A 20,007-nucleotide genomic window follows, 5' to 3' on the forward strand; every position below is an offset into this window, starting at 1 on the left:
ACGAGATGCCGCCGGGAGCCGCCACTCGATGGGTGGTGGGTGCTCTCCTACAGGTGCACGCCCTCGCGGGCCAGCAGCGCGCGCTTGATCCCCACTCCGCCGAAGCCATAGCCGCCGATCGATCCGTCGGCGAGGATCACCCGGTGGCAGGGGACCGCGAAGCCGATCTGGTTGTGCGCGCAGGCGCTCGCCGCCGCGCGGTGAGCCTGCGGGCGCCCGGCCATCCCGGCCAGCTCCCCGTAGGACACCGTCTCGCCGGCCGGGACCTCGCGCAGCGCCGCCCAGACTCGCTGGCGGAACTCGGGCCCCGGCTGGACGACGGCGAGCCGGTCGAAGGCTGTGAGGTCGCCGGCGGCGTAGGCGGTCACCGCCTCCGCGACGGCGCCGCGGTCGGTGGGCAGCGGATTCATCTCCCGCTCCGCGGTGGACGGATCCAGCCGCTCGAGCATGTCCATCTGCTGCTCGAGCAGCCGGCCGATGGCCGCGACGTCGGGCTCGGTGCCCTGCGGACGGGCCAGGCCGGCGGCGCGGATCGTGTCGTCGTCGGGGGAGTGGACCGCCACGAGCGTCCCCAGATCCTCCAGCGAGGCGGAGGACCAGCGCAGCTCGGGCAGTTCGGGTGCGGCGTCGACGGATGTGCTCATCGGGTCCTCCAGGTCGGGATGCGCGGATCGCGGGTGCGCGGTTCGAGGGGCGGGGAACGGCGGATCAGGAGATCAGCCGGCGTACGTGGGCGGCCATCAGTTCATGCTCGACCTCGTCGTATCCGGGGCCCAGCAGTCCGGAGCGCAGTGTGTGGACCATGCCGAGCAGGCCGGTCCAGACGGTGACCGCCCGCAGGGCCGACGACGGTGACACGGCGACTCCCAGCTCCTGGAGTCCTTCGACGAGCCGCGGCGCCGCCGGGTGGTCGGCCGCCTCCTCGACGGTGAACGGCGCGTCGTCGTCGGGCAGCGCGTCGACCAGTCGCACGACGTGGACGGCGACGCGCGTGCCGGGCAGCAGTGTGTGCTCGCGCGGCGCCCGATAGTCGGTCAGCGGCGTGCCGTGGATGAGCTCCCAGCGTCGCGGTGTGCGGCGCGACCAGTCCAGCATCGCCGCGGCGAGGACGTCGAGACGATCGCCCTCGCGGACCAGGGCGTCCTCCACGGCGTCGGCGAGGGCGTCGTAGGCGTCGGCGATCAGCAGGGTGAGCAGCTCGTCCCGGCTGCGGACATAGCGGTACACCGCGCTGGAGACCAGCCCCAGCTCCCTGGCGACGGCGCGCAGCGAGAGGCCCGGCACGCCCTCGGAGTCGAGCTGACGGTTGGCGATCTCCAGCACGGCGGCCTCGGTGTCCCGCCGGCTCTTCTGGCGCGGTGTCAGACGGGGTTCCTCGGCCTGCTCGGGGGTCGGCGTCGTGGGGGTCGACGAGTCGGCCGAGCCCGAGGGTGCCGAGGCGGTGCCGGTCGGGCCGCGGGCGGTGCTCATGGCCGCGATCCTAGCAGTCTGCGGAAGCGGTGCTCGCTGATGCATCGACCAGCTGCCGAAGAGAGCGCCGTTCATGTGCGAGAGCAGTGCTCTTGCTGCGCGGAGGACGACGCCGTAGTATCTCGTCCATCAAGAGAGAGCACTGCTCTCGGACTTCACGGAAGGAGCGCAGATGCGTGCAGCATCGGTGATCGGCCATGGACAGATCGGCGCGCGACTCGTGCGGGATCTGCTCGCCGCGGGCGTGCAGACGACGGTGATGACGCGGTCCCCGGCAGATGTGCCGGACGCGGCCCGTCACGTGATCGGCGACGCCGGCCGTCACGAGGACGTCGCCGCGGCCGCGGCGGGTGCGGAGGTCATCTTCGCCTGCTTCCACGCGCCGTACGACGCCCGCCGCTGGGCCGCGCAGCTCCCCGGGCTGGAGCGCACAGTCCTCGACGTCGCCGCCGAGCGCGGGGCGACCGTGGTCCTCCCGGAATCGACCTACGGCTTCGCCGGCGTCCTCGCCGTCGAGGGCGTGCTGCGCGACGACGCCGCACCGGCGCCGGTCGAGGCCAAGGGGCGCGTGCGGCAGGAGCTGCTCGCCGCGCGGGAGGCCCATCCCGCCCGGGCGGTCAGCGTGCTCGCCGGCGATCTCATCGGCGTCGACGCCGTCGCGGCCACCAGCGTGGTGCGGATGATGATCACCGATCCCGTCGCCGCCGGGCGCCGTGCGATGGTCCCGGCCGATCCGGACGTCGCCCACGCGCTCACCGACATCGGAGACCTCGCCGCGGCGATGCGCCGAGCCGGCGAGCGGCCCGACGACGTCCTCGGCGGAGGCTCGCACCGACTGCTCATCGCGCCGTCGCAGGCCCCGACGCTGCGCGAGGTGCTCGTCCGGGCCGAGTGGGTCGCCGGCGGGCGTCGGCGGCGGCCGCTGATGCTGCCGCATGCGGCGCTGGCCGCCGCAGGTCTGTTCAGCCGCACGATCCTGGAGGTGGCGCGGCTGAAGCCGCTCTGGCGCCGACCGGGCGCACTGATGACCAGCACCGAGCTCCTCGACGCCGTGCCGACGACGTCCTGGACGGACAGCGTGGCAGCGATGGTCCGTGACGGACGTCCCGCGGCCGGGAGCCCTGCGGCAGGAGCGTCCGACGGAGCCGGCGAGGGGCCGGCTCAGGCGTCGCGCGCGTCCTGACCGTCGGTCAGCGCCGCCGAGGAGGACTCCTCCGGGTCGGCGACGTAGCCGCCGATCAGCGGCCCGCCGTCCGCGCGCTGCAGCAGGCAGTTCACCCGCCGATCCTGCTCGCGGCGCCACGTGGTGTCGGTCGGGTGCGAGACGCGCAGCTGCAGCTCAGCCTCGGACTGGTCGACAGCGGTCTGGTCGAGCAGCCCCTCGCGGCCGCAGATCTCCCGGGCGCGCGAGGCGACGGTCTCGTCTCCGGGCCAGGCGCTGTCGTCCATCTCCTCCCAGTGGACCACCTGCACATCATGCTCATGGTCGCAGGTGATCACTGTGGCCGGCCCATGTTCGTCCGACGGGTCGAAGTCGGTCAGGCAGTCGCCGGCCAGCCAGCGATCCGGAGCGGCGTCGCGCAGCACGATGCCGTCGATCCCAGGCTGCTGGACGCGCTCGCCCGAGGCGGCGGGCTCGGGCTCCGGCTCGCGGCCCAGGAGCCACCACAGCAACGCGGCGACGGCGATCACGACCGCCGTCGCCGCGGCGAGGAAGGGCAGCGCCGGCGGGCGGCGCGGCGCATTCCCGGTCGGTTCGGGCTCGGTCGGTTCGGGCTCGGAGGGGCGGCTGTTCGTCTCGCTCACCGGAGGCTCCTGGCTGTCGGCTGGGCGTGGAGCGCCCCGCGGGCCGGGGCGCCGTCCGGGCGCTCGACCCGGCCGCGTCGGCACGCCCGCCGGCCGCGCTTCGGCCGGGGCGTGACTTCCCTCGCACCCGTCGGTGTCGGGGCGGCCTCGGACGGGCGGTCCGCGAGGGGTCCGCGACCGTGACGGCGGGGGTCGGCGCCGTGTCGTCCCGCGTGCCACGGGCGCGCGCGGCGGCGCCGTCGCGTCTCGCTCGGCGACGGACGTTCCGCAGACATGTTAACCTGGGAAGCACGAATCAGGAGATCGTAGAGTTACTCCCGCGGTGATTCCTGCCCGACATCGCGAGGACCAGAGACGACAGAGGGGGTCTCGCTCATGGGGCGCGGCCGTCAGAAGGCGAAAGCAACCAAGCAGGCGCGGGAGATCAAGTACTACACCCCGAACACTGATCTGTCCGCTCTCGAGAGGGAGCTGGCGCAGAAGCGGGGCGATCTGCCTGCCGAGGACACCACCTCCTCCGAGGACGATCCGTACGACGTCGACGAGCTCTCCGAGCGCTACGGCCGCTGACCGGAGCGCTCGCGCCGAGCCGCCGAGGGCGCGGCGCGCACCCTGTCCGTTCGACCCGACGATGACCGTCGGGTCGTTCTCTGCTGTGCCGGGAGGTCATGCCGCGTGGAGGAGCTGACGTCGGAGCCGTTCTCGGCCCCCGTGGCCGATGCGCACCGGGCCGCGCTGCGCTCCATCGCCCGCGTCGTCGACGAGACCGCCGAGCCGCAGGAGCCGGACGTCGCCCGGGACGGGATCCTCGAGCTGCTGCGCGGCGGGGAGGTGCTGTGCGTGACCGGCGCCGGAGTCTCCACCGACTCCGGCATCCCGGACTATCGCGGCCCGAACGGCTCGCTGCGCCGGCACCGGCCGATGACCTACCAGGAGTTCCGGCACGACGACGCCGCCCGGCGGCGCTATTGGGCCCGCAGCTTCGTCGGCTGGCGGCATATGAGCGCAGCGGCCCCGAACGCCGCGCACCATCTGCTGGCCGACTGGCAGCGACGCGGGCATCTGGGCGGGCTGGTCACGCAGAACGTCGACGGGCTGCATGTCGCCGCCGGCGCGGATCCGGTCATCCCGCTGCACGGCGATCTGGACACTGTGCTCTGCCTGCGCTGCGACAACCGCGAGCACCGTGCGAGCCTGGACCGCCGGCTGGAGGAGGCCAACCCCGGCTTCGCCGAGGCGGCCGCCGTCGCCGCGGAGAACGTGAACCCTGACGGTGACGTCGAGCTGGACGAGTCCTGGGTCGCCCGCTTCCACATGGTCGGCTGCCTGGTCTGCGGCTCGACGCACCTGAAGCCCGATGTCGTCTACTTCGGCGAGAGCGTGCCCGCCGAGCGGAAGGCCGCCGTCGACGCGATGGTCGCCGACGCCCGCGCGCTGCTGGTGGTGGGCTCCTCGATGGCGGTGATGAGCGGCTTCCGCATCGCGCTGCAGATGCATCGGGCCGGCCGGCCGATCGGCATCATCAACGGCGGGCCCTCGCGCGCCGACGCCAAGGCGCAGCTCCGCTGGCGCACGCGCATCACTCCGGCGCTGCAGGAGCTCGACGCCGCGCTGCGCTGAGCGGACGGCTCAGGATCCGCCGGTCGACCCCGTGTCCTGCGCCGGGTCCGAACCGGCGGAGGCGGTGCCCAGCTGCACGATGGCCTCCACGAGCCGGGAGCGCTGCCCCTCGCTGAACGTCCCCGGCGTCAGCGCCTCGTAGAACCACAGGCCGTCGGCCGCCAGCCGCGCCAGGAAGGGCAGCAGCTCCGGGTCGACGCCCATGCCGCTACGCGTCGCGCCGGCGTCGCCTCCCGCGCCGTCGGAGCCGCCGGCCCTCTCCGTCTCGTGGTCCTCGTCCCCGGGCGCCGGGGGCGCCCAGAGCTCGGGGACCCGATCCCAGGCGGCCTGGGCCTCGGGGTCCTGGGCGGACTCCAGCATGAGCAGCAGTTCGGCGCGGTCCGGGTTCTGCGAGGCACGGATATAGGCCTCCAGCCGCTGCGCGTCGGTCAGCTCGGCCAGCGGGGCGCCGGCCTCGCGCTCCATGCAGGCCTCCCACTGCCCGGCCACATGCTCGTGCAGCGCCAGCAGCAGGTCCTCGCGGGTGGGGAAGTGGTAGAGCAGCCCGCCCTTGGTCAGCCCGGACTCGGTGGCCGCCGACTCGAAGGTCAGCGCGGTCACGCCGTCGCGCTGGACGATGCGCGTGGCCGCCTCCAGGATCTCGGTGCGCTTGGACTGTCGGATGGTCGGTCACCTCGGGGTTCTCGGGCAGGAACGGGGCCCGCGGGCGGGGCGGGCTGCGTTCCAGGGTATGCCGAGGGACGCTCGGCCGCCGAACACGACCGCCGCCTCAGCTTCAGTGGTCGCCGGGATGCGCCTGCGAGGCGGTGCCCGGCCGGTAGCGGCGGAGCAGCCAGCAGGTCGTCGTCGCCCCGACGACCATGGCGACGGCGACGGCGACCACCACGGCGAGGAAGGCGGCGTCCATGGCCGCGGCCGCGGCGTCGACGACCTCCGGCACGGGGGAGCTCAGCGCCTCGGTCGGGCTCATCGTCGTCAGGCCGGACGCTCCGTCGGGGACCTCCAGGGCGCGCAGATACGTGAAGTTCAGCACACTGCCCAGCACGGCGACGGCGACGAGCCCGCCGAACTCGTAGGAGACCTCCTCGATGGAGGCCGCCATCCCGGCCCGATGCCGCGGCACGTTGCCGACGATCGCCGTCGAGGCCACCGAGATCGCCGCGCCGAGGCCCAGCCCCAGGATCAGCAGTCCGGCGAGCAGCAGGGTCAGCTGGTCGGCCACGGCGGCGGCGACGACGATCCCGGCACCGAGCGCGGCCACCGTCAGGCCGCCGCCGATGAGCACCAGGAGGCCGAGTCGGTGCAGCACCGCTCCGCCGGCGAGCGCGACGGGCAGCGCCCCCAGCGAGAGCACCGCGACCACGAGCCCGGCCTGCAGCGGGGTGAAGCCCTCGACCAGCTGGTAGCGCTGGGTGATCGCGAACTGCAGCCCCATGATCGCGAAGATGCTCGCCCCCGCGGAGACCACCCCGGCGCTGAAGGCCCGATTGGTGAAGATGGTGAAGTCGATCAGCGGGTCGAGGAGCCGCCGCTGGCGCCGGACGAAGGCGCTGAGCGCGACGACGGCGACGACGGCCGCCGCCCCGGCGGTGGTCCAGTGCGGCGGGGCCGACGCCAGCGACTTGATGGCCAGCACCGCACCGCCCAGGCCCAGCAGCGCCTGGGCCGAGGAGATGCCGTCCCAGCGGCGGGAGGGGTCGGTGATGTTGGGCGGGCCGAGGGCGATGATCGCCGCGGAGGCGGCGACGGCGACGGGCACGTTGACCAGGAAGACCGAGCCCCACCAGAAGTGCTCGAGGAGCAGGCCGCCGACCACGGGACCGGCGGCCAGGCCGGCGACGGAGATCCCGGCCCAGATGGAGATGGCCAGCGTGCGCTCGCGCTCGTCGGAGAAGGTCACCCGGATCAGCGCCAGGGTGGCCGGCAGCATCGCCGCCGCACCGACGGCGAGCAGGCCCCGGGCGCCGATGAGGATCTCCGGGGACGGGGAGAACGCGGCGGTGAGCGAGGCCAGCGCGAAGAGCCCCAGGCCGTGCTGGAAGAGCCGCTTGTAGCCGATCCGGTCGCCCAGGCCGCCGGCTCCCGGCAGCAGGCCGGCGATCACCAGCGGGTAGGCGTTGATGATCCACAGCGACTGGGCCGACGTCGCGCCGAGCCGCTCGGTGAGCACCGGCAGGGCGGTGTAGAGGATCGAGTTGTCCAGCGTGATGAGCGCCAGCGCCGCGGAGACGATCACCAGCACGCTCCATCGGCGCCACCGCGGCATGGCGGTCCGAGGCACCAGGGGGAGAGGAGAGGTCATCGTCATGGCCCAAACTGTACCGTACGTATGGTCAAGTTTGCCAGAGTGGGGAGAGGAGGATCACAGCCTCGGCGGCACCGGTGCCGACGCCGGGCGCCGGGGTGCGGTGTTGATAGTCTTCCTGCCATGCAGATCCCCGCCGAGCAGCCCTTCGTCCCCGTGATCACCGGCGGAGACGTGGGGGCCTATTCCTGGGCCCGCGAGTTCCACGAGGCCTTCGGCGTCGTCTCGGCGGTGGTGCCGACCGGGCTGAACCGGAACCTGAAGCACTCGCGCATCCTGGACTCCTTCCCGGCCGGAGTGATGACCGACGAGCAGACCACGATCCGCGCGCTGGTCGACGTCGCCGAGCGGCTGACCGACTCCGGGGCTAACCCCCGGCCGCTGGTGCTGCTGGCCTCCTACGACCATGTCGTCCAGGCGGTGCTGCGCCATCGCGAGGAGCTCGAGCGCTGGTACGTCATCCCCTTCCCGGACCGCGCGACGGTCGACGCGGTCGCCGACAAGGAGTCCTTCGCCGCGATCTGCCGCCGGCTGGGCATTCCGCACCCGCGCGAGACACGGCTGTCGATGGCCGAGCACGACCCCGCACGGACCGAGCAGATCGTCGCCGAGGCCCTCGAGGAGCTGGGCGCGGACTTCCCGCTGATCCTCAAGGCCGCCGACAGCTGGGTCTGGGCGCAGACCACCTTCTCCGGGCGGCGGAAGGTCCACCGCGTCGACGACGCCGCCCAGCTCGGCGGGCTGCTCGACGCCGCGGCCGGCGCCGGCTTCGACGACGTCTTCCTGCTCCAGGAGCTCATCCCCGGTCCCGACTCGCAGATGCGCGTGGGCTCCTACTTCCGCGACGCGGAGGGGCGGACCCGGCTGCGCGCCGTCGGCGAGGTGATCCTGGAGGACCACGCGCCGGGGCTGGAGGGCAACTCCCTGGCGATCCTCACCTCGCAGGACCCGCGCATCGACGAGCATGCCGAGGCCTTCCTCGAGGAGGTCGACTGGCACGGCTTCGCGATGTTCGACGTGAAGATCGACCCCCGCGACGGCACCCCGCAGTTCTTCGAGATGAATCCGCGGCTGGGCCGCAACCACTCCTATCTGACCGCCGGCGGAGTGAATCCGGCCGAGCTGATCGTCCAGCAGTACCTGGCCGGAATCCTCGACGCCGCAGCCCTGGCGGGCACGGGGGTCGAGCTGCCGGGCGAGCTGCCGGAGACCACGCGGCCGGACGCGCTGCACACCACGGTGCCGCTGTCGCTGGTGCGTCGCTTCGCCGACGCCGACCAGCGGGCGCGGGTGGACGCCGCGGCCCGTGCCGGGGCGGTGCGCTTCCCGTTCCGCTACCGGTCGGACTCCGATCCGCGGAAGCGGGCCTATCACGCCGCCGTGCTGCTGAAGAGCCTCCGCGACGCCCGTCAGCACCCTCCGGAGTGAGTGAGCTGGTCGCGTCGTGTCGTCTCGGCCATTAGTCTGGGTCCATCGAGGACTGACGGCGCCGAGACGAGGAGGGGCGGCGATGGCTACGGCGACGAGCGGGAGCACCGAGGAGTCGGCGATCCCGCGGCGACGTCAGCAGCTGCGGCTCGACGTCGACCGGGCGGACGGGCTGGTCCGTCGCCTCCGCAATGAGCTGCGGACCCCAGGTTCCGCCCGCTTCCACTCCGTCGTGTCGGTGATGATGGGGCTGAACTTCTGCGCCATAGTCCTCGTGTCCGAACCGGACCTCTCGGGCGAACTCACCGTCTCGAGCGCGCTCTTCGCCCTGCAGCTGGTCGCCGCGCCCGGTTTCATGCTCTACGGCCTGGCGATCGATGCCGCGCGCGACCGGGCCGTCCGCGAGGGGCTCTACGTCGACGCCGGACCCGGTCCGCATCTCTCCGGCTCCCAGCGTCAGCGGGCCCGGTCGGATCTCGCGCCGTCCCGCGCTGGGAACTAGTCTGGGTCTGTCGAGACCTGACGATGCGCGGAAGAGGGCGACGATGAACGACCAGAAGCCGAGGGGCCTGAGGCGGCTCCTCGCCAGCGACCTGTCGAGCCCGCGGCGCGTGCGCGAGGTCGTCTCGCTCCTGTGCCTGCTGGGTCTGGTCAACGCGTCGAGCGCGAGCATCGCCCCGGATGTGGAGAACACGTTCGACGCCGTGGCTATGAGCCTGTGGCTGGTCGGCGCCTGCGGATTGGTCTCCGCCGCCATGGTGATCTACGCGCTGTACCGTGAGGACGTCGAGGCCGGCCGCTGGGATGCCGAGGACCTGGAGGAGAGGCCGCAGCTCTCCGGATCGCAGCGTCAGCGCGCCCGGTCGGCGTCGAGAGCAGAGCGCTGAGCTCCGCCTCCGTCCGGGCCGCTCAGCGGCGGGCTATGTAGAGCCGGAAGGCCCTGGCCAGCAGTGGGCTGATCTCGAAGTCCCACTCGCCCTGAGTCTGCACGACGTCGGCGCCCATGGTCGTCTTGAAGCGGGTGAGCCCGGCCAGCTCGTGCTGCGGGTCCAGCGACGGGCTCAGCCCGCCCAGGTCGTACCAGCGGCATCCGGCGGCCAGCGCGTCCTCGATCTGGCGCAGCTGCAGCGCCCGCGGGGCGTAGCGCTTGCGCTCCTGCGCCGCCGAGGCGCCGTAGACGTACCAGGCGAAGCGGCGCTGGCGGACGAAGATCGCCGCGGCCAGCGGCGTCTCGCCCAGGTGGGCGAAGTACAGCGTGCACTCGGTGTCGTCTGCGGCGTTGAGCTCGCGATGCATCCGCTGGAAGTAGCTCAGCGGCCGGCCGGTGAAGCCGTCTCGCTCGGCGGTCTCCTCGTAGAGCTCCTGCCAGACGGGCAGATCCTCCTCGCCGCCGACGCTGATGGTCAGCTCCGAGCGGGTCGACTTGCGGGTCTGGCGCCGCGAGGTCTGGTCCATCCGCGCCAGCACCGCGTCGACGTCGACGGCGGCGCCGTCGTCGTCGACCAGCGGGATGCGGGCCTGGAACTGCGGCTGGCCGGCCTCGAACTCCTCCGACTCGCCGGGGGCGCGCCAGCCCAGCGCGGTCAGCTCCTCGCGCGCGGCCTCGGCCTCGTCGTCGACGGCGATCGGCTCCAGCTCGGTGAGCATCCGGTGCTCGCCGGCGGCCAGGGCCTTGCGGACGTCGCCGGCGGCCCAGCGGCGGCGCACGCCGGGCAGGCCCATGCGGACCAGGAAGGCGCCGTCGCGGCGCAGCCGCTCGGTGAGCGCGGTAAGCACGGAGGCCAGGTCGACGTCGGCGGGGTCGAAGACCGGGCCCTCCGCCAGGTAGGCCAGGGTCCGACCGCCGACCACCGGCACCGCCGAGGGCACCGGCAGCGGCCGGTGCAGCACCAGCGTGGCGGCGACGAGGCGGTCGTCGGCGTAGACGCCGAGAGACTCGCCGCGCCAGCCGCTCTTCACCTCCGGCCAGCGGGGATTCTGCAGGAACGAGGAGGTCGGGTGGGCGGCGAGGAACTCGGCATGGGCGTCGGCGGAGAGCGGGGCGACCGTCATCGTCGGCGCGTCCGGGCGCGGCGTCGTGCTGTTCACAGCAGAGAGCCTACCGGCCGCGGCCGGGCAGAGCCTGGACGTCGTCCGGACGCGGCCCGGCTGATCAGGTCCGACGCGCGCGGCGGAGGATGAGGCCGCCCGTCACGAGCAGCGCCACGGCGACCAGCCCCAGCACCATCAGACCGGCTGCGCCGGTGTCGGCGAGCTCCTCGTCCTCGGAGCTGTCCTCCGCGCTGCCCTCCGAGCTCTCGGCCCAGGTGAACCGGTCCTCGTCGCTGCTCGTCGGCACGATCTCGACGCCGTCCTCGGCCTCCTCCACGGTGAAGCTCAGCGAATGAGGCTGGCCGTCCGGGCCCTCCGGGTCCACGTTCTGCGCGGCGACCATCAGCGTGTGCACGCCGCCTCCGGGCTCGAGGTCGTCCAGCGTGACCTCGGTGGTCTCGGCGTCGACCGTCTCGGACTCCCGGTCCTCCTGGTCCACGGAGTGCCACCAGGTGTAGGTGCCGGCGTCCTCCACCGGCTCCCAGGAGAACGTGACGGAGTCGCCGTCCACGACGGCCTGCAGCGACGGCGCGTCCAGGGGCATCTCGTCCTCGGAGAGGTCGAGCACCGGGGCCGCGGTCTCGGCCGGCTGCAGCGGGACGGCGGCCGCCGGCGAAGCGGCGCCGGCGACCAGCGCCGAGGCGGCCAGGCCGGCGAGCATCGTGCGGGGGCGCATGCGGATCTCCTCCGTCGAGTGAAAGGATCGTCCGCGGTGCGGGCGATGTGTTCGCCCTCACGCTAGTGGTCGGGGCCCGGCTGGGCAACACCCCTGACGCCGGGAGGCCTCCCGGCGCGCCCCGCCGATCCCGTTCAGCCGGTGTAGGAGCCGGTGAGCAGCACACCGCCGCCGTCGACGCCCTTCGCGCCCTGGACGAAGTCCTCGGCGGCCGCGGCCACCCGCGCGTCCTGCGGGTCGTGCTCGGAGACCTCGCCCATCACCCAGGCGGCCTCGCCGGCGGCGGAGAGCGTGTCCAGCGCGGACTCGGCATGCTCGGCGTCGACGACGGCGACCATCCCGACGCCGAGGTTCAGCGTGCGCTCCAGATCCGCCTGCGGGACCGCGCCCAGCTCGGCGATCACCCGGAAGATCGCCGGCCAGGACCAGGTGGAGCGGTCGACGGTGGCCATCAGGCCCTCGGGCAGCACACGGGCCAGGTTGGCGGCGAGTCCGCCGCCGGTGACGTGGCTGAAGCCGCGCACCGGGGCGTCGTCGGCGGTCGGGGCCTCGGCCGGGTCGCCGTTGAGCGCGCGCACCAGGTCCAGGCAGGAGCGGGTGTAGAGGCGGGTGGGTTCGAGCAGCTCCTCGCCGACGCTGCGGCCGAACTCCTCGACGTGGCGCTCGTAGCCCCAGCCGGCCGACTCCAGCACGCGGCGCACCAGCGAGTAGCCGTTGGAGTGCACCCCGGAGGAGGCCATGCCGATGACGACGTCGCCGGCGCGGACCCGCTGCGGGCCCAGCACCGCCGAGGCGTCGACGACGCCGGTGGCCGCCCCGGCGACGTCGTACTCGTCGGCGGCCAGCAGGCCCGGGTGCTCGGCGGTCTCGCCGCCGATCAGCGAGGTGCCGGTCAGCGAGCAGGCCTCGGCGATGCCGCGCACGATCGCCGCGATCCGGTCGGGGTCGACCGAGCCGCAGGCGATGTAGTCGGTCATGAACAGCGGCTCGGCGCCCATCACCACGATGTCGTCGACGACCATGCCGACCAGGTCGTGGCCGATGGTGTCGTGGCGGTCCATCGCCTGGGCGATCGCGACCTTGGTGCCCACGCCGTCGGTGGAGGTGGCCATCAGCGGCTTGGGCAGCCGGGTCAGCGCCGAGGCGTCATAGAGGCCGGCGAAGCCGCCGACTCCGCCCATCACGGCCGAGGAGTGGGTGGCCTGCACCGCCGACTTCATCAGCTCGACGGCGCGGTCGCCGGCCTCGACGTCGACGCCGGCGGAGGCGTAGGTGATCGGCTCGGGGCGTCCGGCCTGCTCGGGCTGTCCGGTCATCGGGTGGCCTCCGTGGGGGTCTCGTCGGCGACGTCGAACTCGGCGTCCGGGCCGGGCTCGCAGCCCGAGCCGGCGGATCCGGGGGTCTCGGACGCTCCGGAGGTGCCGGAGGCCGGCTCCTCCAGCAGCAGCTTGCCGCGGCGGGACTCCGGCGGCAGCGGGATGGGGTACTCGCCGGAGAAGCAGGCGGTGCACAGCGTCGAGCGCGGCTGCTCGGTCGCGGCGATCATCCCCTCCTCGGAGATGTAGGCCAGCGAGTCCGCGCCGACGGCCTGGCGGATCTCGTCCATCGTCGCGCCGGTGGCGATCAGCTCCGCGCGGGTGGCGAAGTCGATGCCGTAGAAGCAGGGCCACTTGATCGGCGGCGAGGAGATCTTCACGTGCACCTCCGCCGCGCCGGCCTCCTTGAGCATCCGCACGATGGCGCGCTGGGTGTTGCCGCGGACGATGGAGTCGTCGACGACGACCACCCGCTTGTCGCGGACCACGTGTTCCTGGACGTTGAGCTTCAGCCGGATCCCCAGCTGGCGCAGCGTCTGCGAGGGCTGGATGAAGGTCCGGCCGACGTAGGAGTTCTTGATGAAGCCCTGGGCGAAGGGCAGCCCGGACTCCTCGGAGTAGCCGACCGCCGCCGGGGTGCCGGACTCGGGCACCGGGATGACGATGTCGGCGTCGTGGCTGTCCTCGCGGGCCAGCTGGCGGCCCATCTCCACGCGCGACTCGTAGACCGAGCGGCCGTTGATCAGCGCGTCGGGGCGGGCCAGGTAGACGTACTCGAAGACGCAGCGGGCCGGGTCCGAGGCGGCGAAGTGCTGGCTGCGCACGCCGTCGGCGTCGATGGCGATGAACTCGCCGGGCTCGATCTCGCGGATCACCGAGGCGCCGACCGTCGCCAGCGCCGACTGCTCGGAGGCGACCACCCAGCCGCGGTCCAGCCGGCCGAGCACCAGCGGGCGCACGCCCTGGGCGTCGCGGGCGGCGTAGAGGGTGTTCTCGGTCATGAACACGAAGCAGAAGGCGCCCTGCAGCGTCGGCAGCAGCTGCATCGCCTGGGCCTCGAGGTCCTCGCCGGGCTGGTCCTTCAGCAGCGCGGTGACCAGTGCGGTGTCGGTGGTGTTGCCCTGGGCCAGCTCGCCGAAGGCCGGGGCCTCGCCGCCGTTGCGCTCGACCAGCCGATCGTAGAGGTCTCCGGAGTTGGTCAGGTTGCCGTTGTGGCCCAGCGCCACGGTGCCGTGCGGGGTGTCGCCGAGGGTCGGCTGCGCATTGGACCACTGGTTGGAGCCGGTGGTGGAGTAGCGGCAGTGCCCGACGGCGATGTGTCCGCGCAGCGCGGTCAGCGTCGACTCGTCGAAGACCTGCGAGACCAGCCCGATGTCCTTGTAGACCCGGATCGACTCGCCGTCGGAGGCGGCGATGCCGGCCGACTCCTGGCCGCGGTGCTGGAGGGCGTAGAGCCCGTAGTAGGCGAGCTTGGCGACCTCCTCGCCGGGGGCCCAGACGCCGAAGACGCCGCATTCGTCCTGCGGTGCGGCGTCCTCGTCCAGCAGATTGAAGTTCAGGCGGCCGTCAGCGCTGGCCATGGGCGGAGTTCCTCTCAGTGGGGGCGGCGCCGGATCCGGGCTCCCGCGGCACCGCGTCGTAGGTGCGGCCGTGCCCGCGGGTGCGGCGTTCGGCGATCAGCCAGGCGAGGGCCCCGAGGGCCAGGCCGGGCAGGGCGAGGACGACGGCGAGGAAGCCGGCCGAGCTCAGCATGGAGTACCCCTCGGTCGGGCCGGTGACGATCGCCAGCACGACGGCGGCGACCACGCCGACGGCGGCGCCGACGATCAGGAAGGGGATCAGGCGCGGGGCATGGCGCACCGTCACCTGCCGATGCTGCTCGCGGGAGGACATGGCTCCAGTCTACTGGGCGCGGGGAAGGCGCGATGAATCGGGAAGGGGTCCGTCCGTCAGGCGGACTCTGCGGAGGAGTCTCGTCGTGGCGCGGCGGATCCCGGCGACGTCGTGACGACCTGTCGCAGGGCTGTGAGATGTCGTCGGGCGATAGCGCTGTGACATCTCACAGCCCTGCGATATCAGCAAGGGGACGAGCGGCGCGCACTATGACGTGTGCAGGAAGTGCAGTATGAATCATGCTGAAGGTGCAGTATGAGGCATGTTCAAGGTTCAGTATGAAGTCTGCTGAAGGTATCGTGGAGCTATGGTCTACCTCGAGCGCACGCTGGACCAGCAGCTCGACACCTTCCTCGCGGTCGCCCCGGCCATCGCCGTGGAGGGCCCGAAGGGCGTGGGGAAGACCGACACCGCGGCGCGACGCGCCGATGCCTCATGGATGCTCGACGATCCGGACCAGCGCGGGCTGCTCGCGGCCGACCCCTCGAGACTGCGGCATCGGTCCGGGACGACTCTGGTCGACGAGTGGCAGCGATTGCCCGAGACATGGGACGTGGTGCGTCGGACGGTCGACGACGGCGCCGAGGCCGGATCGTTCGTGCTCACCGGCAGTGCGACGCCGATGGACGGACAGGGCACTCACAGTGGGGCCGGACGGATCCTGTCGCTGCGGATGCGGCCGATGGCTCTGCACGAGCGGGGGACGTCGACTCCGACGGTGAGCCTCCGACGACTGCTCGACGGAGAGGGCGAGTCGATCGAGGGCGAGACCGACTGGTCGGCGGCGGACTATCTCGCAGCCGTCGTCGAGAGCGGCTTCCCGGGCATCCGCGATCGGCCTGCTCTGCTGCGCGAAGAGCTGCTCGATTCGTATCTCGACCGCATCATCGACCGCGATCTGCCGGACTTCGGGTTCACCGTGCGCCGGCCGGAGACGCTCCGCCGCTGGCTCGCAGCCTATGCCGCCGCCTCGTCCACGACGACGAAGTACTCCGAGCTGCTCGACGCCACGACGGCCGGCGATGGGAGTCAGCCCAGCAAGTCCACGACGATCGCCTACCGCGACCACCTGACCCAGCTCTGGCTCCTCGATCCGGTTCCCGGATGGTCTCCGACGACCAACCCCTTCGGTCGGCTCCAGCAGGCCCCGAAGCATCAGCTCGCCGATCCGGCTCTCGCCGCACGCCTGCTGAACCACGACGTCGGCAGCCTCATGTCACCCCATGGCGCGGCGACGGCGGGTCGGCTCTTCGAATCGCTGGCCACGCTGGGCGTCCGCGTCGCGGCCGGTGCGGCACGTGCTCGTGTCGGGCACCTGCGGAGCGGCAACGGCGACCGCGAGGTCGATCTCATCGTGGAAGGACGCGGAGGACGCGTCCTGGGCCTCGAGGTGAAGCTCGCCGCCTCGGTCACGGATCGCGACCTCCGGCACCTGCACTGGCTGCGCGACCGGATGGGGGACCGGGTCGCCGACCTCGTCGTGCTGACCACCGGACGGCACGCGTACCGGCGCCGGGACGGCGTCGCCGTCGTGCCGCTGGCGCTGCTCGGAGCCTGAGCCAGTCCGGCGCGGCCTCAGCCGTCCAGCTCGCCGCCGGTCAGCCGGCGGTAGGCGTCGAGGTAGCGCTCGCGGGTCGCGGCGACGACGTCGGCCGGCAGCGGCGGCGGGGCGACGTCGGAGCCGCGCTCCCAGCCCGAGGCCGGCGAGGTCAGCCAGTCGCGGACGTACTGCTTGTCGAAGGAGGGCTGGGCGCGGCCCGGCTCCCACTCCTCGGCCGGCCAGAACCGCGAGGAGTCCGGGGTGAGCACCTCGTCGCCGAGGACGAGCTCGCCGGTGCGCGGGTCATGGCCGAACTCCAGCTTGGTGTCGGCCAGGATGATGCCCGACTCCCGGCAGGTCTCGGCGGCCAGCGTGTAGACCCGCAGCGTGGCCTCGCGCAGCCGCTCGGCCTGCTCGGCGCCGACCTGCTCGACCAGCGTGGCGAAGCTGATGTTCTCGTCGTGGCCGCCCTGCTCGGCCTTCGACGAGGGGGTGAAGATCGGCTCGGGCAACCGCGAGCCGTCGACCAGCCCGTCGGGCAGCGCGATGGACGTGACCGTGCCGGACTGCCGGTACTCGGCCAGCCCGGAGCCGGTCAGGTGCCCGCGGACGATGCATTCGGCCTCGACCATGTCCAGCGCCCGGCAGATCATCGCCCGTCCGGCGACCTCGTCGGGGACGTCGGTGGAGACCACGTGCGAGGGGATCCCGGCGGCCTCGAGCTGGTCGAACCACCACAGGCTCAGCTGGGTGAGCACCCGGCCCTTGTCCGGGATCGGGGTGGAGAGCACGTGGTCGTAGGCGCTGATCCGGTCGGAGGCGACCACCAGCAGCACATCCTCGCCGTCCCAGGCCGAGCCCGCCGCCGGTCGGTGCAGCTCGCGGACCTTGCCGGAGGAGACGTGGACCCAGCCGGGGATCGACGACGGCGCGCCGTCGTCGGCGATGCTGAAGGATCCGGCGTCCGCGGCGTCAGCGGCGACGTCCCCGGCGGCGCCGGGCACCTGCACCCGGCCGGCCAGTGCTTCGGCGGCGATGTCGCCGCGATGCTGCTCGCCGGTCCAGGAGATCTCGCCGACGCCGGCGTAGGCGCGGTCGACCGCCTGCTGCAGCGTCTCGCCGGTGCCGACCACGGCCAGCACCCGGCCGCCGGCGGTGACGACCGCGCCGTCGTCGTCGGTCGCGGTGCCGGCATGCAGCACGGCGGTGCCCTCGCGGGCGGCCGCGGCGTCGAGTCCGGTGATGACGTCGCCCGTCCGCGGGCTGTCGGGGTAGTTCTGCGCGGCCATGACCACGTCGGCCGCATAGCCGTCCCGCCAGCTGAGCTGGCGGTCGGCGCCCAGCGATCCGGTGGCGCAGTCCAGCAGCAGCTGACCCAGCGGGGTCTGCAGCCGCTCGAGCACCGCCTGGGTCTCCGGGTCTCCGAAGCGGGCGTTGTACTCCACCACGCGCACTCCGCGGGAGGTGACCGCCAGCCCGCAGTAGAGCACGCCGACGAAGGGCGTGCCGCGGGCGGTCATCTCATCCAGCGTCGGCTTCGCGACGCGCTCGACCACGGTCTCGGTGAAGCCGCGGGAGACGCCGTCCGGCCCCTTCTCGGTGTGGTCCGCCAGCCAGTCCAGCGGGGTGTAGGCGCCCATGCCCCCGGTGTTCGGGCCCTCGCCGCCGTCGCGGATGCGCTTGAAGTCCTGCGCCGGGGAGAGCGGCACCAGGTCCTCGCCGTCGCAGAGCACGAAGAGCGAGACCTCCGGGCCGTCGAGGAACTCCTCGATGACCACGCTGCCGCCGGCGGCGACGCAGGTCTCGGCATGGGCCAGCGCCTCGGCGCGGTCCTGGGTGACCACCACACCCTTGCCGGAGGCCAGCCCGTCGTCCTTGACCACATGCGGCGCGCCGAACCGGTCCAGCGCCGCCGCGGCGGTCTCGACGTCGGCGGCGTGGACCGAGCCGGCGGTCGGCACTCCGGCGGCGTGCATGACGTCCTTGGCGAAGGCCTTCGAGGCCTCCAGCTGCGCGGCCGCGCCGGAGGGGCCGAAGACCGGCACTCCGGCGGCGCGGACGACGTCGGCCACACCGGCGGCCAGCGGGGCCTCCGGACCGACGACGACCAGGTCGAAGCCGCCGTCGACCGCCAGGCGGGCCACGGCGTCGCCGTCGGAGGCGTCGAGGCCATGGCAGGCGACCTCGGCCGCGATCCCGGCGTTGCCGGGCGCGGCTTCGACGGCGGTGACGGACTCATCGCGCAGCAGCGCGCGGACGATGGCGTGTTCACGGCCCCCGGGGCCGACGACGAGGATCTTCACAGTGATCCAGCCTACGCGAATCGCCCGGTGCGCGGCCCGCCCATGAACCCCCGGACGGCGGAGGCGCAGGTGCATAGACTGGAGGCATGAGCGCGACGAACTCCGCGAAGCAGTCCTCGTCCCCGGCCGCGGCGCACACCGCCGCCGTCGAGGAGTCCGCCGAGCTGGCCTGGGTGACCCGCGCCGGCACGGTGGAGTCCCGCCACATCGGCTCGGCGGTGATGGTCGATCCCGACGGCTCGGTCGTCGAATCCCTCGGCGCGCCGTCGCGGCCGATCTTCCCGCGCTCGACGCTGAAGCCCTTCCAGACGATCGCCGCGCTGCGCAGCGGAGCGCTGATCTCCGGCGAAGCCGTCGCCGTCGCCTGCGGCTCCCATCACGGTTCGAAGCGGCACCAGGAGCTGGTGGCCTCGATGCTGCGCGCCGAGTCGCTGGACGAGTCGGACATGAAGTGCCCGACCGCCTGGCCCGCCCGCGAGCAGGACTTCATCGACCACGTCACCGCCGGCCGGCCGAAGACCCGACTGGCGTTCAACTGCTCGGGCAAGCATGCCGCCTTCCTGGCCGCCGCCCGCACCCAGGGGTGGCGGCTGGCGACCTACACCCGCCCCGAGCACCCGATGCAGCAGGCGGTCATGGAGGTCATCGCCGAGTACTGCGAGGAGACCCCCGAGGTGGTCGGCACCGACGGCTGCGGCGCCCCGGCGCCGACGGTGTCGCTGACCGGCCTGGCGCGCGGCTTCTCGAAGGTCGCCTCGGCCACCTCCCGCCGCGACGCCGAGGTCCACGCCTTCACCGTGAACCAGGCGATGCTCGACTTCCCCTGGGCGGTGCACGGCCGCGGCGAGGCGAACACCGTGGTCATGGAGGAGCTGGGCCTGCTGGCCAAGCTGGGCGCGGAGGGCGTGCTGATCGTCGGCGCCCCGGACGGCACCGCCGTGGCCGTCAAGACTCTCGACGGCAGCCAGCGGGCCGACAGCCTCGTGGCGCTCAGCCTGCTGGCCGCCCGCGGGGTGATCGACCTCGACGACCTGGCCCGGGTGCTGAAGAAGATCATCAAGCCCATCGTCGGCGGCGTCGACGACGAGCAGGTCGGCAGCATCCGGCTGGCGGACCCGGTGCTGGAGCGGCTGTGACGGCCGCGGTCGAGACGGGGAGGCGCTGATCATGGCCCGACGACGCATCACCGCCGCCCGCGGCCGCGAGGCCGTGCGCGCCTGGCGCGAGGCCGAGGGCCCGGCCGTGCTGGACCGCCGCACGCTGGCCACCGCGGTGCGCTATCTGCTCGAGGAGCTCGCCGAGGTCGCCCCGGGCAACTCCGTGGAGGTCCGTGTGCCGCCGCTGGGCGTGACCCAGTGCGTGGAGGGGCCCACGCACACCCGGGGGACTCCGCCGAACGTGGTCGAGCTCAGTCCGCAGGTCTGGCTGCAGCTGGCCGCCGGCGGGCGCGCCTGGGACGAGGCGGTCGAGGCCGGCGACGTCGCCGCCTCCGGAGTGCGCGCCGACCTGTCGGCGGTGCTGCCGCTGATGCGCTGAGCAGGGCCGGACCGCCGTCGTCG

Annotated in this window: 20 protein-coding genes; 9 read left to right on the forward strand and 11 right to left on the reverse strand. The window is 73.1% G+C overall.

All coding sequences use genetic code 11. The annotated features are described in order from the left end of the window. Positions 1–47: 47 nt before the first annotated feature. Both GU5_RS0106195 and GU5_RS0106200 read right to left on the reverse strand, forming a co-directional pair. Complete coding sequence (locus GU5_RS0106195; RefSeq protein WP_010524712.1) at positions 48–644, reverse strand: methylated-DNA--[protein]-cysteine S-methyltransferase; 597 nt, start codon at positions 642–644, stop codon at positions 48–50. 64 nt (positions 645–708) lie between these two features. Further along, positions 709–1,470, reverse strand: coding sequence for a TetR/AcrR family transcriptional regulator (locus GU5_RS0106200; RefSeq protein WP_010524713.1), 762 nt, complete (start codon positions 1,468–1,470; stop codon positions 709–711). 172 nt (positions 1,471–1,642) lie between these two features. Between GU5_RS0106200 and GU5_RS14315 the strand changes: the two genes are divergently transcribed. Next, positions 1,643–2,653: an NAD(P)H-binding protein gene (locus tag GU5_RS14315; protein WP_010524714.1), complete on the forward strand. Its 1,011-nt coding sequence runs from the start codon at positions 1,643–1,645 to the stop codon at positions 2,651–2,653. Here the strand turns inward: GU5_RS14315 and GU5_RS0106210 are convergent. Continuing rightward, positions 2,632–3,276, reverse strand: coding sequence for a hypothetical protein (locus tag GU5_RS0106210; RefSeq protein WP_010524715.1), 645 nt, complete (start codon positions 3,274–3,276; stop codon positions 2,632–2,634). The genes GU5_RS14315 and GU5_RS0106210 overlap by 22 nt on opposite strands. 375 nt (positions 3,277–3,651) lie before the next feature. Between GU5_RS0106210 and GU5_RS0106215 the strand changes: the two genes are divergently transcribed. Further along, complete coding sequence (locus GU5_RS0106215) at positions 3,652–3,846, forward strand: DUF3073 domain-containing protein (protein WP_010524716.1); 195 nt, start codon at positions 3,652–3,654, stop codon at positions 3,844–3,846. Positions 3,847–3,951: 105 nt separating this feature from the next. Then, positions 3,952–4,896, forward strand: coding sequence for a Sir2 family NAD-dependent protein deacetylase (locus GU5_RS0106220; RefSeq protein WP_010524717.1), 945 nt, complete (start codon positions 3,952–3,954; stop codon positions 4,894–4,896). 9 nt (positions 4,897–4,905) lie between these two features. On the opposite strand, the gene GU5_RS14320 is transcribed toward GU5_RS0106220, so the two are convergent. Continuing rightward, positions 4,906–5,559: a TetR/AcrR family transcriptional regulator gene (locus tag GU5_RS14320; RefSeq protein ID WP_083830335.1), complete on the reverse strand. Its 654-nt coding sequence runs from the start codon at positions 5,557–5,559 to the stop codon at positions 4,906–4,908. A gap of 112 nt (positions 5,560–5,671) precedes the next feature. Beyond that, a complete protein-coding gene (locus tag GU5_RS0106230; RefSeq protein ID WP_029514067.1) occupies positions 5,672–7,162 on the reverse strand; it encodes an MFS transporter in 1,491 nt (496 codons plus the stop codon). A gap of 162 nt (positions 7,163–7,324) precedes the next feature. Here GU5_RS0106230 and GU5_RS0106235 point away from each other — a divergent pair, with 162 nt between their 5' ends. The 3 genes from GU5_RS0106235 to GU5_RS0106245 all read left to right on the forward strand — a co-directional run bounded on the left by GU5_RS0106235 (position 7,325) and on the right by GU5_RS0106245 (position 9,516). Next, positions 7,325–8,629 carry a hypothetical protein gene (locus tag GU5_RS0106235; RefSeq protein WP_010524720.1) on the forward strand — a complete coding sequence of 435 codons (1,305 nt, stop codon included), beginning with the start codon at positions 7,325–7,327 and terminating at the stop codon, positions 8,627–8,629. An 82-nt stretch (positions 8,630–8,711) separates the two neighbouring features. After that, positions 8,712–9,131: a hypothetical protein gene (locus GU5_RS0106240; protein ID WP_010524721.1), complete on the forward strand. Its 420-nt coding sequence runs from the start codon at positions 8,712–8,714 to the stop codon at positions 9,129–9,131. A 43-nt stretch (positions 9,132–9,174) separates the two neighbouring features. Continuing rightward, positions 9,175–9,516, forward strand: coding sequence for a hypothetical protein (locus tag GU5_RS0106245; RefSeq protein ID WP_010524722.1), 342 nt, complete (start codon positions 9,175–9,177; stop codon positions 9,514–9,516). 22 nt (positions 9,517–9,538) lie between these two features. Here the strand turns inward: GU5_RS0106245 and GU5_RS0106250 are convergent, their stop codons facing one another. From GU5_RS0106250 to GU5_RS14325, 5 genes are all read right to left on the reverse strand, one after another. Beyond that, positions 9,539–10,717 (reverse strand): peptidoglycan bridge formation glycyltransferase FemA/FemB family protein, encoded by a 1,179-nt coding sequence (locus GU5_RS0106250; RefSeq protein ID WP_237704683.1) that lies wholly within the window; start codon positions 10,715–10,717, stop codon positions 9,539–9,541. A gap of 64 nt (positions 10,718–10,781) precedes the next feature. Then, positions 10,782–11,396 carry an LPXTG cell wall anchor domain-containing protein gene (locus tag GU5_RS0106255; protein WP_010524724.1) on the reverse strand — a complete coding sequence of 205 codons (615 nt, stop codon included), beginning with the start codon at positions 11,394–11,396 and terminating at the stop codon, positions 10,782–10,784. Positions 11,397–11,530: 134 nt separating this feature from the next. Then, positions 11,531–12,712, reverse strand: a complete 1,182-nt coding sequence (gene purM, locus GU5_RS0106260) for a phosphoribosylformylglycinamidine cyclo-ligase (RefSeq protein ID WP_010524725.1) — start codon at positions 12,710–12,712, stop codon at positions 11,531–11,533. Continuing rightward, on the reverse strand, positions 12,709–14,292 hold the full coding sequence (gene purF / locus GU5_RS0106265) for an amidophosphoribosyltransferase (protein WP_010524726.1): 1,584 nt from the start codon (positions 14,290–14,292) through the stop codon (positions 12,709–12,711). Before purF ends, purM begins: the two co-directional genes overlap by 4 nt. Continuing rightward, a complete protein-coding gene (locus GU5_RS14325; protein WP_010524727.1) occupies positions 14,279–14,605 on the reverse strand; it encodes a hypothetical protein in 327 nt (108 codons plus the stop codon). Before GU5_RS14325 ends, purF begins: the two co-directional genes overlap by 14 nt. A gap of 307 nt (positions 14,606–14,912) precedes the next feature. Here GU5_RS14325 and GU5_RS0106275 point away from each other — a divergent pair, with 307 nt between their 5' ends. Next, positions 14,913–16,163, forward strand: coding sequence for an ATP-binding protein (locus GU5_RS0106275; RefSeq protein WP_010524728.1), 1,251 nt, complete (start codon positions 14,913–14,915; stop codon positions 16,161–16,163). A 17-nt stretch (positions 16,164–16,180) separates the two neighbouring features. Here GU5_RS0106275 and purD read toward each other — a convergent pair whose 3' ends face one another. Then, a complete protein-coding gene (purD, locus tag GU5_RS0106280; protein ID WP_010524729.1) occupies positions 16,181–18,448 on the reverse strand; it encodes a phosphoribosylamine--glycine ligase in 2,268 nt (755 codons plus the stop codon). An 86-nt stretch (positions 18,449–18,534) separates the two neighbouring features. On the opposite strand from purD, the gene GU5_RS0106285 reads away from it, so the two are divergent. Together GU5_RS0106285 and GU5_RS0106290 are read left to right on the forward strand one after the other, a co-directional pair. Continuing rightward, a complete protein-coding gene (locus GU5_RS0106285) occupies positions 18,535–19,584 on the forward strand; it encodes an asparaginase (protein ID WP_010524730.1) in 1,050 nt (349 codons plus the stop codon). 31 nt (positions 19,585–19,615) lie between these two features. Further along, positions 19,616–19,984, forward strand: a complete 369-nt coding sequence (locus GU5_RS0106290; protein ID WP_010524731.1) for a sterol carrier family protein — start codon at positions 19,616–19,618, stop codon at positions 19,982–19,984. Positions 19,985–20,007: the final 23 nt, after the last annotated feature.

Origin of the sequence: Nesterenkonia sp. F (assembly GCF_000220985.1) — a bacterium.
Taxonomy (GTDB): Bacteria; Actinomycetota; Actinomycetes; order Actinomycetales; family Micrococcaceae; genus Nesterenkonia.

Coding starts and splice junctions, on each gene's coding strand:
- GU5_RS0106195 (WP_010524712.1), bottom strand. CDS start 644: ATGAGCACATCCGTCGACGCCGCACCCGAACTGCCCGAGCTGCGCTGG.
- GU5_RS0106200 (WP_010524713.1), bottom strand. CDS start 1,470: ATGAGCACCGCCCGCGGCCCGACCGGCACCGCCTCGGCACCCTCGGGC.
- GU5_RS14315 (WP_010524714.1), top strand. CDS start 1,643: ATGCGTGCAGCATCGGTGATCGGCCATGGACAGATCGGCGCGCGACTC.
- GU5_RS0106215 (WP_010524716.1), top strand. CDS start 3,652: ATGGGGCGCGGCCGTCAGAAGGCGAAAGCAACCAAGCAGGCGCGGGAG.
- GU5_RS0106230 (WP_029514067.1), bottom strand. CDS start 7,162: ATGCCGCGGTGGCGCCGATGGAGCGTGCTGGTGATCGTCTCCGCGGCG.
- GU5_RS0106235 (WP_010524720.1), top strand. CDS start 7,325: ATGCAGATCCCCGCCGAGCAGCCCTTCGTCCCCGTGATCACCGGCGGA.
- GU5_RS0106240 (WP_010524721.1), top strand. CDS start 8,712: ATGGCTACGGCGACGAGCGGGAGCACCGAGGAGTCGGCGATCCCGCGG.
- GU5_RS0106245 (WP_010524722.1), top strand. CDS start 9,175: ATGAACGACCAGAAGCCGAGGGGCCTGAGGCGGCTCCTCGCCAGCGAC.
- GU5_RS0106255 (WP_010524724.1), bottom strand. CDS start 11,396: ATGCGCCCCCGCACGATGCTCGCCGGCCTGGCCGCCTCGGCGCTGGTC.
- purM (WP_010524725.1), bottom strand. CDS start 12,712: ATGACCGGACAGCCCGAGCAGGCCGGACGCCCCGAGCCGATCACCTAC.
- purF (WP_010524726.1), bottom strand. CDS start 14,292: ATGGCCAGCGCTGACGGCCGCCTGAACTTCAATCTGCTGGACGAGGAC.
- GU5_RS14325 (WP_010524727.1), bottom strand. CDS start 14,605: ATGTCCTCCCGCGAGCAGCATCGGCAGGTGACGGTGCGCCATGCCCCG.
- GU5_RS0106275 (WP_010524728.1), top strand. CDS start 14,913: ATGGTCTACCTCGAGCGCACGCTGGACCAGCAGCTCGACACCTTCCTC.
- GU5_RS0106285 (WP_010524730.1), top strand. CDS start 18,535: ATGAGCGCGACGAACTCCGCGAAGCAGTCCTCGTCCCCGGCCGCGGCG.
- GU5_RS0106290 (WP_010524731.1), top strand. CDS start 19,616: ATGGCCCGACGACGCATCACCGCCGCCCGCGGCCGCGAGGCCGTGCGC.